This window comes from Marinobacter denitrificans, assembly GCF_008795955.1.
GTDB classification, from domain to species: Bacteria; Pseudomonadota; Gammaproteobacteria; order Pseudomonadales; family Oleiphilaceae; genus Marinobacter; species Marinobacter denitrificans.
Window position 1 is genome coordinate 21,171 of the sequence record NZ_VMHN01000002.1, and the last position, 14,475, is coordinate 35,645.

The 14,475-nt window shown below is 51.7% G+C and carries 13 protein-coding genes; 11 read left to right on the plus strand and 2 right to left on the minus strand.

The genetic code is table 11. From position 1 onward, the window contains the following. Window positions 1-3 precede the first annotated feature (3 nt). The 7 genes from dmpE (at window position 4) to FO268_RS08145 (ending at window position 5,229) form a co-directional block, all read left to right on the plus strand. Window positions 4-801, plus strand: a complete 798-nt coding sequence (gene dmpE / locus FO268_RS08115; RefSeq protein WP_150993259.1) for a 2-oxopent-4-enoate hydratase — start codon at window positions 4-6, stop codon at window positions 799-801. Next, complete coding sequence (gene dmpH / locus FO268_RS08120; protein WP_150991847.1) at window positions 798-1,595, plus strand: 2-oxo-3-hexenedioate decarboxylase; 798 nt, start codon at window positions 798-800, stop codon at window positions 1,593-1,595. Before dmpE ends, dmpH begins: the two co-directional genes overlap by 4 nt. Window positions 1,596-1,615: 20 nt before the next feature. After that, window positions 1,616-1,843 (plus strand): tautomerase family protein, encoded by a 228-nt coding sequence (locus FO268_RS08125; protein WP_150991849.1) that lies wholly within the window; start codon window positions 1,616-1,618, stop codon window positions 1,841-1,843. A 3-nt stretch (window positions 1,844-1,846) separates the two neighbouring features. Beyond that, on the plus strand, window positions 1,847-2,761 hold the full coding sequence (locus FO268_RS08130) for an acetaldehyde dehydrogenase (acetylating) (RefSeq protein WP_150991851.1): 915 nt from the start codon (window positions 1,847-1,849) through the stop codon (window positions 2,759-2,761). Continuing rightward, window positions 2,761-3,825, plus strand: coding sequence for a 4-hydroxy-2-oxovalerate aldolase (gene dmpG / locus FO268_RS08135; RefSeq protein WP_225316548.1), 1,065 nt, complete (start codon window positions 2,761-2,763; stop codon window positions 3,823-3,825). Before FO268_RS08130 ends, dmpG begins: the two co-directional genes overlap by 1 nt. 70 nt (window positions 3,826-3,895) lie before the next feature. Further along, window positions 3,896-4,831 carry a catechol 2,3-dioxygenase gene (locus FO268_RS08140; RefSeq protein ID WP_150991853.1) on the plus strand — a complete coding sequence of 312 codons (936 nt, stop codon included), beginning with the start codon at window positions 3,896-3,898 and terminating at the stop codon, window positions 4,829-4,831. Between the two features lie 80 nt (window positions 4,832-4,911). Further along, window positions 4,912-5,229, plus strand: coding sequence for a 2Fe-2S iron-sulfur cluster-binding protein (locus FO268_RS08145; RefSeq protein WP_150991855.1), 318 nt, complete (start codon window positions 4,912-4,914; stop codon window positions 5,227-5,229). Between the two features lie 592 nt (window positions 5,230-5,821). On the opposite strand, the gene FO268_RS08150 is transcribed toward FO268_RS08145, so the two are convergent. Then, window positions 5,822-6,754 (minus strand): transporter, encoded by a 933-nt coding sequence (locus FO268_RS08150; RefSeq protein WP_150991858.1) that lies wholly within the window; start codon window positions 6,752-6,754, stop codon window positions 5,822-5,824. 835 nt (window positions 6,755-7,589) lie between these two features. Here FO268_RS08150 and FO268_RS08155 point away from each other — a divergent pair. The 4 genes from FO268_RS08155 to FO268_RS08175 all read left to right on the plus strand — a co-directional run bounded on the left by FO268_RS08155 (window position 7,590) and on the right by FO268_RS08175 (window position 13,266). After that, window positions 7,590-9,284, plus strand: coding sequence for an arylsulfatase (locus tag FO268_RS08155; RefSeq protein WP_150991859.1), 1,695 nt, complete (start codon window positions 7,590-7,592; stop codon window positions 9,282-9,284). Window positions 9,285-9,611: 327 nt separating this feature from the next. Continuing rightward, window positions 9,612-10,424 (plus strand): DODA-type extradiol aromatic ring-opening family dioxygenase, encoded by an 813-nt coding sequence (locus FO268_RS08165; RefSeq protein WP_150991861.1) that lies wholly within the window; start codon window positions 9,612-9,614, stop codon window positions 10,422-10,424. 125 nt (window positions 10,425-10,549) lie between these two features. Beyond that, window positions 10,550-12,235, plus strand: a complete 1,686-nt coding sequence (locus tag FO268_RS08170; protein ID WP_225316549.1) for an arylsulfatase — start codon at window positions 10,550-10,552, stop codon at window positions 12,233-12,235. Window positions 12,236-12,267: 32 nt separating this feature from the next. Beyond that, a complete protein-coding gene (locus FO268_RS08175; RefSeq protein WP_150991863.1) occupies window positions 12,268-13,266 on the plus strand; it encodes a porin in 999 nt (332 codons plus the stop codon). 32 nt (window positions 13,267-13,298) lie between these two features. Here FO268_RS08175 and FO268_RS08180 read toward each other — a convergent pair whose 3' ends face one another. Then, window positions 13,299-14,288 (minus strand): AraC family transcriptional regulator, encoded by a 990-nt coding sequence (locus FO268_RS08180; RefSeq protein WP_150991865.1) that lies wholly within the window; start codon window positions 14,286-14,288, stop codon window positions 13,299-13,301. Between the last annotated feature and the right edge of the window lie 187 nt (window positions 14,289-14,475).

Sequence of the window (14,475 nt, forward strand, 5' to 3'; positions counted from 1 at the left end):
TTTATGGACGAGAACAAGATCAGCCAGTACGGCGATGAGCTGTACCAGGCATTTCTGGAACGCAAAACACTTACGCCTTTCACAGAGCGGGAGCCGGAAATCACCCTGGATGATGCGTATCGGATTCAGCTGCGCTTTGTTAAAAGGCGGGTAGAGGCAGGAGAAAAGATTGTTGGCAAGAAAATCGGCGTGACCAGCAAACCCGTTCAGGATTATCTGGGCGTGTTTCAGCCCGATTTCGGCCAGCTAACCTCCGACATGGTCTATCAGGAAGGTGATGTCATCGATTTGAGCGGTTTGATTCAGCCGAAAGCTGAGGCTGAACTGGCATTTGTATTGAAGGAAGACCTCAAGGGGCCTGGCATCACGGCAATGGATGTCATACGTGCCACAGATTATGTCTCACCTTGTTTCGAGATCGTCGACTCCCGCATACGTGACTGGAAAATTCAGATTCAGGATACCGTGGCAGATAACGCTTCCTGCGGGGTTTACGTGATCGGCTCCGCCAAGGCAGACCCGCGTGATGTGGACATCACGATGGCGGGAATGGTTCTGGAAAAAAACGGCGAACTGTTCTCCACCGGTGTCGGTGCTGCAGTCCAGGGGTCTCCGGCTAATGCCGTGGCCTGGCTCGCAAACACACTCGGCGAGCTGGGCATTCCTTTCAAAGCAGGTGAGGTGATTCTTTCTGGCTCCCAGTCAAATCTGGTTCCAATAGCTGATGGCGACGAGCTGGTTTGCAGTGTAGGCGGCGTCGGTAGTTGTTCGGTTCGATTTGCAGGGAGGAGCGCGGTATGAGCGTTACGCTGAATCGTGAGGAAATTGTTCGCCTATGCGAGCGGGTAGAGGGCGCACAAACCAGAGCGTACTCCATTCCCAAACTCACCAATGAGTATCCAGGCATGACCATCGACGATGGCTATGCCGTTCAGAGTGAACTGCGCCGTCGTTTCATCGAGCAGGGCCACACCCTGGTTGGCTGGAAAGCCGGCCTTACTTCAAAAGCCAAGATGAAGCAGATGGGCGTTGACGTGCCATCCATCGGATTTCTGACCGACAGGATGGCAAGGCCGGAGAACTCCGTGGTGTCTACCTCCGACCTGGTGCATCCGCGGGTGGAATGTGAGGTTGCCTTCGTCACAAACAAGGATCTGGCTGGCCCGGATGTCACCGCTCAGGATGTGCTGGACGCCACAGACTACGTACTGCCAGCGATTGAAATCATCGATTCCCGGTTCTCGGGCTTCAAATTCGATCTGGAGAGTGTGATTGCCGATAACGGTTCTTCGGCCCGTTTTGTCGGAGGTGGGCGAGCGCGCCATCCAAAGGAACTGGACCTGCGCACCCTGGGTGTTGTTATGGAAAAGAATGGCGAGATTGTGGGAATGGGCGCTTCCGCGGCAGTACTTGGGCACCCGGCTGAAGCCGTGGCGATGTTGGTCAAGATTTTACACGACCTGGGTGAAACGCTTCCCGCTGGAAGTTTCGTGATGAGCGGTGGTATTACCGAAGCTGTTGCAGTCAAACCAGGTGACCATGTTATCGCACGATACCAAGGGCTGGGGAGTGTCTCGGTCCGTTTCGGGGAATAACACAACAACAGGAGCAAGCTATGCCCATTATCGAAATGCATCTGATGGAGGGGCGCACCCCGGAACAGAAATCCAGTGCAGCCAAAGCGATTACTGATGCAGTGACCTCAAGCCTCGGGGTTCGGGCCGAAGCTGTTCGAATCCTGATTACTGAGCATCGTGGGGCTGAGTTTTACGTAGCAGGTGTGGCGCCGGCACTGAAAGCCAAAGATCCAAACCTGGCTGAAATGAAAAAGGCGGAGGACTGAGCAATGAAGAAGATTAAATGCGCCCTGATTGGCTCGGGAAACATCGGCACAGACCTGATTTACAAGATTCAGCGCAGCGAGTACCTCGAGCCGGTGTGGATGGTGGGCATCGACCCTGAATCCGAAGGGCTTAAAAAAGCTGCAGAGATGGGGCTGAAAACCACCGCTGATGGTGTGGACGGCCTGCTCCCCCACGTTAAGGATGACGGCATACAAATCGCTTTTGATGCAACCAGCGCTTATGTCCATGCGGATAACAGCAGAAAGCTGAACGCTCTTGGAGTGCTGATGATTGACCTCACACCTGCGGCGATCGGCCCACTATGTGTGCCCCCCGTCAATCTCAAAGAGCACACCGACAAGTACGAAATGAACGTCAATATGATTTCATGTGCGGGACAGGCAACCATTCCCCTGGTAAGCGCAGTTTCCAGGGTTCAAGCGGTGGATTATGCAGAGATCGTTGCGACACTGGCCTCCCGTTCGATTGGCGCCGGAACACGGGCGAATCTGGATGAATTTACCTACACCACGTCTGGAGCACTCACCAAAGTGGGCGGTGCGCGCCGGGGTAAGGCTCTGGCGGTAATCAACCCGGCAGATCCACCAATGATCATGCGCAATACCATCTCATGCATTACCGATGACGAACCGGATCAGGCAAAGATCACCGAATCTGTGTTGGCGATGATCAAGGAAGTGCAGAAATATGTTCCGGGTTATCGGCTGGTAAACGGCCCGGACTTTGATGGCAAACGAGTCACGGTCTTCATGGAAGTGGAAGGGCTGGGGGACTACCTACCCAAATACGCCGGCAACCTCGACATCATGACTGCGGCAGCTACACGAACCGCAGAAATGTTTGCCCAGGAAATACTGGCTGGCACATTCAATCCTCAACCCGTGGAGGTGGCGTAATGACTGACTCAATGATTACCGGCGATCTCAGGGGCCGGAAAGTAATCCTGCACGACATGTGCCTTCGTGACGGAATGCATGCCAAGCGTGAGCAGATTTCTGTGGATCAGATGGTTGAAATCGCGACTGCGATGGATGACGCAGGCATGCCCTACCTTCAGGTAACCCACGGTGCCGGGCTCGGCGGAAACTCGCTTCAGCATGGCTTCGCCCTGGCCAGCAATGAGGAGTATATCAGTGCTGTCTCCTCCAGAATGAAGCAGGCGAAAGTGTCGGTACTATTGATTCCGGGGCTGGGCACAATGGACGAACTGCGATCAGCTTATGACGCTGGTGCTCGCAGTGTACACGTTGCAACCCACTGTACCGAGGCTGACACATCTCCCCAGCATATTGCCTGCGCCAGAGAGCTGGGAATGGATTCGACCGGATTTCTGATGATGGCCCATCTGAATGATCCAAAGGGCCTGGCAGAACAGGGCAAACTGATGGAGAGCTACGGCGCCCATACCGTTTACATCACTGATTCAGCCGGATATATGCTGCCGGCAGACGTCAAGGCACGTGTGCAGGCACTCCGGGATGTACTCAAACCCGAGACTGAAATCGGCTTTCACGGTCACCACAACCTTGGACTTGGTATCGCTAACTCCATTGCCGCCATTGACGCCGGGGCAACACGAATCGACGGATCGGTGGCCGGCCTGGGAGCTGGTGCGGGGAACACACCGCTGGAGGTGTTTGCAGCTGTCTGCGAACGCATGGGTATCGAAACGGGCGTTGACGTCTTCAAACTGACAGATGTAGCCGAGGAAATCATCGTACCGATGATGGATCACATCGTCCGGGTTGATCGGGAATCCCTGGCACTGGGCTATGCCGGCGTGTATTCAACGTTTTTGTTGCCAGCCAAACGTGCTGCCAAGCGCTACGGGGTTCCCGCGAGAGACATTCTTGTCGAACTTGGCCGCAAGAAGATGATCGGTGGTCAGGAAGACATGATTGATGATACCGCCATGACCATGGCGAAAGAACGTGGACTATTGAAGGCGGTGGCGGGTTGAGTGCCTGATGTCTGGCCCTCCACTTTTACGCTACCGATCTACTTACCCTGACAAGAACAAGAGGTGAAGCATGGCACTCAGAGGTGTTTTAAGACTGGGAGAAATTAGTATACGGGTTCTCGATCTGGCCGATGCCAGAAAACATTACGTGGACCGTATGGGACTCATTGAGGTGATGTCTGATGATGCTGAGCAGAAAATATACTGCAAAGCCTGGGATGAGCACGATCACCACTCCATTGTTCTGCGGGAAGCCGACGAAGCGGGTCTGGATTACGTGGCATTCAAGGTTTATGACGACCAGACCCTGACCGATCTCGAACCAAAAATTCAGGCATTCGGGCTAGAAGTGTCGCGGGTGGATGCTGGAGTTTATCCGAAGAGCGGCCGTCGCCTGGAGTTTATTCTTCCGTCCGGCCATCGTATGCAGCTTTTTGCCGAGAAGGAACAGATCGGCAATACCCTGGGTACCCGCAACCCTGGCGTTATGCCCGATGAGGGCGTCATTAGAGGATTTCGGATCAACCGCCTGGATCACTGTCTCCTGGGAGGGCCGAATATTGATGAAAGTGCTCGGTTGTTCAGGGAGGTGTTTGACTTTGACCTTAGCGAGCGGATAGAAGATGAGGAAAGTCGGGATTCCCTTGCACTGTTCCTGACATGTTCCACCAAACCTCACGACGTGGCTTTCGTTTTTCAGCCGGAAGCGGGGCGGTTCCATCACGTTTCCTTCCTTCTTGAGTCTGCCACGGACGTCATTTATGCAGCAGACATGATTGGAAAGTACCGGATTCCTGTCGATGTTGGCCCCAATCGCCACGGCGTTACGAGGGGGAATACGATCTATTTCTTTGACCCGTCCGGAAACCGCAACGAGGTTTTTTCTGGAGGTTATGTGCATTATCCCGATACCCCAACCCTGACATGGGATACCTCACAGATGGGACCTGCGCAATTTTCTCAGGACAACATTCCCAGAGAAAGCTTTTTGAACGTAATGACCTGAGGAACAGCATCGGAACAGGTGCCCTCTAGGGCGGCCTGTTTCGGAAGCCGGGTACAACGATAAGAAAGGGGGGGCTCGATATGCAGTATTGGGTGCATCTGGATGAGTTGGAGCTTGATTTCGCATGCCATCCCGGCCAGAGCGTATTGGATTGTATGATTGGCTCAGGAAAAAAAGGCATTCAGGTTGGTTGTCGCGGTGGAGGTTGTGGCGTTTGTAAAGTCGAAGTGATTGAGGGTGATTACATAGCACGTCCTATGAGCAAAGCCCACATTGATAACGATGCGATTGCCGACAGGCAAGTGCTGGCGTGCTGCATCACGCCGAAGAGTGATTTGTCGTTGAAGGTAGTTGGTAAAATCAACAAACCCATACAGCGCAAGGGCAAGCAAGCATAACCTTGATTATGGTCAGGAGCATGGGTAAAAGCTGCATGTTAGTGTGGCAGCCCATGAGCCGCTGCCATCGGTCTTTTAAACAGCGGTGCGAATAAACTTTCTTTCTGATTTCTCAAACACAAAGCCCTCTCAGGCCGCTGTATTACAGATACGGTCCGATGTGCTGTATTGGGTTCGCGAATATTTTTCTACCAATGCTATCCCATTAAAGTTAGAGGGACTTTGCAAGAAATGTCTGAGATCTTTTTCTGATGCATCATCAGAAATATCCGAAAGAGCTCGTCAACCAATAGTTGTATGTATTCCAAGCGTTCCTGCAGCGCTGAGTGGTGAACAGAGTGCGATAAAAGAGATTAGCTCGGAATCCCCCTCTCCCCTTTGTTTCCATGTATGTAGGATTCATATTTGTAACGACAATGCGGAAACTCTGTTCGGCTTCAACTACGTTGTCCGGTCGGCCAAAAAATGTCGTTAACCGGTCTTACTAATTGTTGCCGAACAGAGCATGGAGTTTTTTGGCCTCTATTCCTCCCGCGGGCTCCAGCTAGCAAACGTAATCTGCAGTTTCATCTTAAGTTCCATCCATTGTGAATCAGAACAGATAACCCAAGCGTACTTGGGCGAAGGTAAGCTTTGGGCCCTGCTCAACATCTAGATCCTGCTGGATATGGCCAAGAATATGAACCCGGGGTGCAACAAAGCCTGCGGCAATCAGACTGAAAGCGCTGTTATCGAACCCGTCATGCAGATCGTTGCCAGCTAGCTGCTGTTCGGCACCCCATTTATGTTTGTACTGCATTGACAGGCTGAGCTTCCGAGAGATGTCGTAACGCAGGCTCGCGTATACCTGATACAGTGGGTCGGTCTCGATACCAGCTTTGTCAGTGTCAGAGTAGAGCTCGTATTCAGCCACACCTTCGGCGGACAATTTGCTCTCACCCAAGCGATGAATATATGCGCCTTGAAGGTTATAAGCCCAGCGATCGTTACTGGCCACAAAACCCTCGCCTTTGTGATCACCGGTTGGTGCTGAAGCACGCAGACCGATGCCGGCAAACCGCCCGAGAGCACGATCTGAGTAGGGCCAGAGCACACCGCCAAAGAAGACATCGCCTAAACCAGACCAAGAGTCACCTGCTCGCCCGTTCTCCTGTTTGGCAATTGGAATCCCACCCTCAACTAAAACTGGCATTCCGTTCCACTCTTCATAATGTAGATAACGAAACACCGCCTGCTTCAGTGAAATATCCAGGTCATCAGCGACTTTTTCTCCGCCGTTATAGGCTTCGTCGGCTTCTCCATATTGTAGGTGAAGTAACCCTACCTTTGTTTCTTCTGGAAAGGGGAAGTATGCTCCTGGCAAAGATGGAATATCGGCGTGGGCAAGACCCGAAGCAGCAGAGAATAAACTGGCAAGCAGAAGATTTCTACCGTTAGACTTTTTGACGTGCGATAGAGCTCGCCGCTCACTGTAACATGCAGGTCTGGAGTCGGGAAAACCACCTGCTTCGATTGAAATCAACATCGCTAATACCTCTTGTTTTTGTGTCGAATTTTTGCAGTCGCAAAATGAGTGAATGTTGCGCCTAGTTCGCGAACGCAATTTATGAATAATTTTTCCTTTTTTACTCAGATCAATCTTAAAAAAGCCTCTATATTCCCTCCAATACTTTCGGACTGCTTCCCCTATACCTTTTATGCATCACGGATGATCATGGCGCTCGGCAATGCAAGTTATGTCACAGGCGCCTCAGTTCCCGGATAAGCTTTTTTCTTTCTTTTGCCGAACCCTACCATTTTGATTCTGATTGGTAGCGTTGGTAGAAGTCGTCAGTGCATACCTAAAAAGTAATGAGTGTGTTTAAAAATGGTATTAGACGGTATTGTTCTGACATCTTAATCTCAATCTTGGCTTTTAAAAATTACTGTTTAGCTTTAGAAATAATTCTTCTCGTGCTACTGGCTGGGTTCTGATTTTTATACAATCGAGATTAATGAAGATGGTAGAAGGTTGAGGGAATGATTTCAGGTTCTCCTTCATATCAGAATCGATCAATCATAATTCACAAAAAAGGCGAAACATGGCACCTAGAGGTGGATTAAAGTGGGAGAACTTGGCATGCAAGTCCTTATGTGGCCGCTGCTAGGAAGCACTACGTAGACCGAATGAGCATTATTGGGGTTATGTCTGATGAGTCTAAGCGAAAAATCCACTGAAAATACTGGCATGGCATGACCATCATTCCATTGTTCTGCGTGAGACTGATGAAACCGTCTTGGATTACGTGGTGTTCAAGCTCTATGACGACCGAACACCATCAATATGATTTTCAAATTACAAAAAACGATAAGGGGTTAATATGTTAGATTTAGTTGAAAATAAATACAAATTGCATTTTTGCCTTATTTTTATTTTACTTATTATAGCTCCTGTTTCAAGTTTGGCTGAAGCAAAAAACAGACCGAACTTTATTATAATTGTCGCTGATGATCTGGGATATTCAGATATTGGACGATTTGGGGGGGAGATTGAAACACCAAGCTTGGACTCATTAGCGGATTCGGGGGTTAGATTGACCGACTTTCATACTGCTCCAACATGTTCGCCAACGAGAGCTATGCTTTTTACCGGTATAGATAATCACTTGGTTGGGCTTGGAAATATGAAGGAGGTGCTAACTGAAGATCAAAAAGGGCAGCCTGGCTACGAAGGATATCTGAATTTTTCTACAATTTCATTGCCAGAAGTTTTAAAAGAGAACGGTTATGAAACATTTATGGTCGGTAAATGGCACCTTGGCCGCAGCGCAGAAATCAGTCCTGCAGGGCGCGGTTTCGATAAGTCTTTTGCATTAATGCAGGGTGGCGCCAGCCACTTCGATGATCAGAGAGCAATAATTGGCGCTGATCCTAAGGCGATATACCGCGATAACGGGAAAGAAGTTGAATTGCCAGAAGGTTTCTTTTCCTCGGATTTTTATGTCGATAGGATGATTCAATATCTTGAGGAAAGTGACGCTGATAATCCTTTTTTTGCATTTGTCTCATTCACTGCCCCGCATTGGCCTTTGCAAGCGCCGGTTGATTATATTGAAAAATATAAAGGACGCTATGATGAAGGCTATGAGGCCATTCAGAAGGAGAGACATGGCCGAATGGTTGATCTTGGCATCGTAGATGGAGCGGTTGGGCCTAATAACTCTACGATTGAAGGACTTCCAGGTTGGAGCGATCTTTCGGATGAGGAAAGAAGAGTGGAAGCCAAGAAGATGGAAATATATTCCGCTATGGTTGATAATATGGATCATAATATAGGACGTTTGATGTCCCATCTCGAAGCATCTGGAAATCTGGATAATACTGTTATTGTTTTTATGTCAGACAATGGCGCGGAAGGGAATGATCCATCGCTTCTTCCGACCAATAAGGCTTGGATAGAGAATGAATACAATAACAGTTATGAGAATATGGGGCATCCTAACTCTTATATTTGGCAAAGTCCTCAATGGGCTCAGGTTAGCAGTACACCGTTTCCAATGTGGAAGTCCTTCACGTCCCAAGGCGGTTTATTAGCGCCTGCTATTATAAAAATTCTTGGTGTAACTGAGAAGGGATCAATAAATGATGACTTCCTTCATGTGAAGGATATTATGCCAACGTTTTTGAGCTTGGCAAATATTGAAAATCCCGTAAATAATGGTGAACATTTGCAGATTCAGGGCGTTTCAATGCTCAAATCTATTGAAGGAAAACAAAGAAGAGAAAGAGTTATCGGCTGGGAATTTCTCGGGCGAGCAGCGGTTCGAAAAGGGGATTGGAAAATTAGGCTCTTAGAAAATCCCTACGGCACGGGTGAGTGGGAGCTTTATAATCTTGCAAACGACCCAACTGAATCTATGAATTTGGCATCTACGAATAAGGATAAGTTGGCGGAGATGCTGGAAGAGTGGGACAGGTATGTTGAGGAAAATGGGGTTATTGTCGCAGAACCTGGAGCGTTTGGACGAATTGGTTATAGTATGAAGACGTGTTCTTTTGGAAAGTGTCTGGAATAATCAATAGCGAGAATCTGAGGATTCTTGCTCGGGCTATTCATAGGTGCCCAGCAAGTCTCGCAGACTGGGGCGAGTTGCAATCATGGCCGGCTAGTTCCGGCCATGATTGCATGCTAACTGACCAATTTTTGATGTCCGGACACACTCCCCTCCATAGTGTCGGGCCGGGGGTATACGCATCTTCGTAACCCTGGTGCGGTTTGACGGTATTGCCAATACCTTAAATCTTGAGCACATCAAGGTCGGGTACTACTCCATCAAGGCTTTGAACCGGAGCGGGATAGTCCCGACTGGGCCAGGCGAGCTCTGAGCGGAGCCACAAACGCTATGAATACAGATACCGATGTGCTGTTTATTTCCCATGGCGGCGGGCCAATGCCGCTTCTGGGCGACCCGGGACACCGCGAAATGGTGACCCGGTTAACGGAACTTGCCACCAAGTTAGGCAAACCCTCCGCAATACTGGTGATCAGCGCTCACTGGGAGGAGTCGGTACCGACGATTACCGCCGGCGCCAAGCCTCCGCTTATCTATGATTACTATGGTTTTCCTCCGGAGGCCTATGAAATCGAATATCCTTGCCCGGGTGAGCCGGCGTTGGCACAACAGGTCTATCAGGCACTGGATCAGGCTGGAATCCCGGTGCGCCTTGATGAGCAGAGGGGCTTTGATCATGGCCTGTTCGTGCCCCTTAAATTGATGTATCCGGATGCGGATATTCCGTGTATTCAGCTCTCCCTTGTGAGCAGTCTGGATGCCGGCACCCACCTGGCGATTGGCCGTGCTTTGCAGGCGCTGGACTATGACAACCTGCTGGTGATTGGCTCCGGCTTTTTATTTCATAATATGAGGGCCTTCTTTTCGAAGCAGACGCCGGACATCCAGGCTCGCAACCAAGCCTTCGAGGAATGGTTGGAACAGACCTGTGGCGATACTAATTTGCCGGAGTCGGAGCGGGCGAAGCGCCTGGTAGATTGGGAGCGAGCGCCCCACGCCCGGTTCTGTCACCCCCGGGAAGAGCACTTGCTGCCTTTGCATGTCTGTTATGGACTTGCGAACAAGTCCAGCAATGCTCACCTATCGGCAACCGTTCTCGGGAAAAGATCGGGGATGTTTTACTGGCAACAGAAAGAAGTGTGATCCGTATTTAGTTGCGCAAATCCTACAATCCCTGCGCATACGGGATAACCCCTATAACCATGCCCTCAGCAGAATGGCGTTGACCACAAAACGTGGCACAACAACAAACTGACTGAGGGCATGACATGTACAAAAACAATGCGCTACTTTGTCGGTTGGGTCTGGCGCTGGGGCTGATGACAGCTTCAATGATGGCTGCCGCCGATAACGCCGAAAAACCCAACTTCCTTCTGATTGTGGCCGATGATCTGGGCTACTCCGACATCGGCGCCTACGGCGGGGAAATCGAAACCCCGAGCCTGGACTCGTTGGCGGATGAAGGCATCCGCATGACCAATTTCCATACCGCACCCACCTGTTCGCCAACCCGTTCCATGTTGCTGTCCGGAGCCGACAACCACCAGGCCGGCATTGGCAATATGGCTGAGTTGCTCACTGCTGAGCAAAAGGGCAAACCCGGTTATGAAGGCTATCTGAACGATCTTGTTGCGACCCTCCCCGAAGTGCTCCGGGATAACGGTTACAGCACCTCCATTGCCGGCAAGTGGCACCTTGGCCGCACCGAAGAACTCAGCCCGGCCGCGCGCGGGTTCGATCATTCCTGGGTGTTGGTGCAGGGTGGCGCCAGCCATTTCGACGATGGCAGGGCCATTATTGGTGTCGATCCGAAAGCCATCTATCTGGAAGACGGCAAACAGGTTGAAGTACCCAAAGGTTTCTTTTCCTCTGACTTCTATGCCGACAAGGTGATCGATTACATCGACGCTGCCGGGGACAAGCCTTTCTTCAGCTTTCTCGCCTTTACTGCCCCGCACTGGCCACTGCAGGCGCCGGAGTCATACATCAACAAGTACGAAGGCCGGTACGACGAGGGCTACGAGGCCATTCGCCAGCAACGCATGGGCAAGATGAAAGAAATGGGACTTGTGGGTCATGAACTGGCCGCCAATGTGCCGTTTGATGAGCTGCCTTCCTGGGACGAGCTGACGGACGAACAACGCAAGATCGAAGCCCGCAAGATGGAAGTGTATGCGGCCATGGTGGACAACATGGACCACAACATCGGTCGTGTCATGGCTCACCTGGAAGAGAAAGGCGAGCTGGACAATACCGTGATCCTGTTCATATCGGATAACGGCGCCGACGGTAACAGCCCGGAAGTTCTGCCGAAGAACGAGGAATGGATTGCCTCCGAATACGACAACAGTTACGACAACATTGGCCGCCCTGATTCCTACATCTGGTATGGCGCCCAGTGGGGCCAGGTTAGTGCAGCGCCCTATCCCATGTGGAAGGGATTTCCGTCCCAGGGTGGTTTGCTGGTGCCTGCCATTCTCAGCCTGCCTCGGGAGGCCGGAGGTGACATCAATCACGAGTTTTTCCACGTGATGGACGTGATGCCGACCTTCCTGGAACTGGCCGGTATTGAGCAACCGCAAAGCCCCTACAACGGCCGGGATATTTTCGAGATCCAGGGTGTATCCATGATCCCTGGTCTAAACGGCAAGGCTGAAGAAAACCGCGTTGTCGGTTGGGAGCTGTACGGCCGCTCTGCAGTACGCAAGGGTGACTGGAAAATCCGTTTGCTGGAGAACCCATACGGCCCGGGCACCTGGCAACTGTTCAATCTGGCTGAAGACCCCACTGAAACCACCGATCTGGCCGCCAAAGAACCGGAAAAGCTGGAAGAAATGGTCGCCGAGTGGGACCGGTATGTTGATCGCAACGGTGTCTACCCTGCTGACCCGAACGACATGAGGAAAGTGGGTTATAGCTTCACCACCTGCCTGTACGGCAAGTGCGTCGAGTAACCCGGTCTCAACTGATCCACAGGGGAAATACCATGAAGTTTATCAGAACCATTCTGACTGCTGCGGTATCCGCAGCAGTCGCAACCCCCACCCTCGCGGTGGAGCTTGAAAAGCCGGATGTCTACGGATTCCTGAGTGCCGGTGCCCTGAAAATCGAAAGCCAGGATGCGGAAGCCGAAGCCTTTGAGCTGGAGTTGGGATTGCAGGGTAAGGCTGTAATTGAGGAAGGGCTGAATCTGCATTATGCCGTTGAAGTGGATTTGGCAGCGGCCGCCAACAGTGCCGACGATCCATCCACCGGACGCGACGGTGAAGCCGACGTCCACGTTAAGGAGGCCAAGTTCTGGCTACCGACAAAGTATGGCCTGTTCGTTGTCGCCCCCAGGGGAACCAGTGGCCAGTGGTCAGATATCTACGGCCCTATCAACCACTATGAATACAACGAACCCCATGCGGATTTGCATCCAGATGGCATATTCGCCCAGCCGGACAGGACTTCCGGCACACTCGCGTACCACACGCCCTGGTTTCTGAAAACGAAACTGGTCTTCGCTGCCATCACCCTCAACGACAGCAACGACCAGAACGTGGATGGCCGGGCCGTTCGGATGGTTCATAAGGCTGAGAACCTGAGTCTGGCGGTTGGCACGACGATGCTGATGCAGGAACAGTTGCCGCCATTCGCTACGGATGACTACCTGATATCCGCGGCAGGCGCCAGTTATGACATTGGTGGACTGACCCTCGGCGCTGTGTGGGAGAACAATCGGAACTCGCCGTATCCGCTGGCACCGGATGGCAAGGCCGACTTTGACTCATACGGTGTGTCCGCCAATTATGTGACGGACAATGGCGCGGGGATCGCACTGGGTTACAAGGAAAAGGACCATGATTTCGATGCCGCTGACGAGAATGTGTACACCCTCAAGGTGGAGCAGCGCCTGACCCCACACGTAAAGGTATGGGCCGAAACAGGCCAGTATGATGTACAGCCGAGTAATTATGCGGTGGGCTTCAATCTGACGTTCTGAACATGAAAGCGTTTGCCCGGCTCGTGGCGGTATTACTCCGCCCGGGACCGGGCCTTTTTGGGAACAATAAAGCGCGCCTCCCGACACTGCCGGACTGTGTCTGACGGCAACTCGCCAAAGGCGTCCTGGTATTGCTGTGTAAAGTGGCTCAAGTGGTTGAAGCCATATGAAAATGCAGCATCCCCAATACTGATATCCGGATCAGAACGAAGAGTGTCACGCACGCCTTTGAGTTTGTGGCACAGAATGAATTTCGCAGGAGTGGTATTCAGGTAGGTACGGAATCCTGACTCAAGGGAACGCCTGCTTGCGCCGGTAACCCGAAGGAGGTCACACACTGACATGGGTTCCCTGATGTTGGTCAGTATCCACTCACAGGCAAGCCGTATGCGGCCCGGCAGAATGGTGGGGTTTTCCATCCCCGGCCGGTGGAGCTGATTCGAGAACTGGGCCAGCAAAAGACTTTCCCACTGTTTCTGTATGGAGGGGCAGATGGCTCCACCGCAGATCTGATGCTGCTGCGCAAGGCACTCGATGCCATTCCTGAGCAGGCGCGCATCCTGATGATCGCCCGGCACAATGATGCTGGTGTCGCGCAACAGCTCCAGACTGGTTATGCCAAGATGGTCAATCAGTGCCTGCCTGGACAGACTGATCACCACCGCCCTGGCAGACTTTTCCCACACCAGGTCTGCCAGCTTTCCGGGCGCTATCAGCAGTACGCTCTTTGCGGCAATGTCCTGTCTCAGGGTGTTGCAAAAGATGCTGCCGGATAATACCAGTATGGCGTGAAAGGTTGTCTGGGCATCCGACTGGATATGGACCTTTTCGGACCATGTGGCACCGAAGAGCAGCGTGTTGCCCAGGGGTTGCCAGGTCAAAAGATTCTCGGCCTTTCCACTGGCGGAAAGGGGGGTTACCTCCCGGTCATCGATACGGGAGTTGATAAAGCAACGGGCTTCCTCGAAATCGGAAGACTGAACCCCGATGTTATGGGAAAAAGGTACGTCGTTCTTGGTCATGGCAGTGTCTTTGTTTTTGTCTGCTCAGTGTCGGGATTTTCAACTACTACACTTGTTACAAGCAAGTGACAGGCCATTCGCCTGAAAGTTGGGCTGCGCCTTGCTAGAGAAACGGAAGCAAGCTTTTTCACTGGCTCCTGAAGGCCCGGCTGGTTAACGAACTGATAAAAATCAACCGCTCGCAATG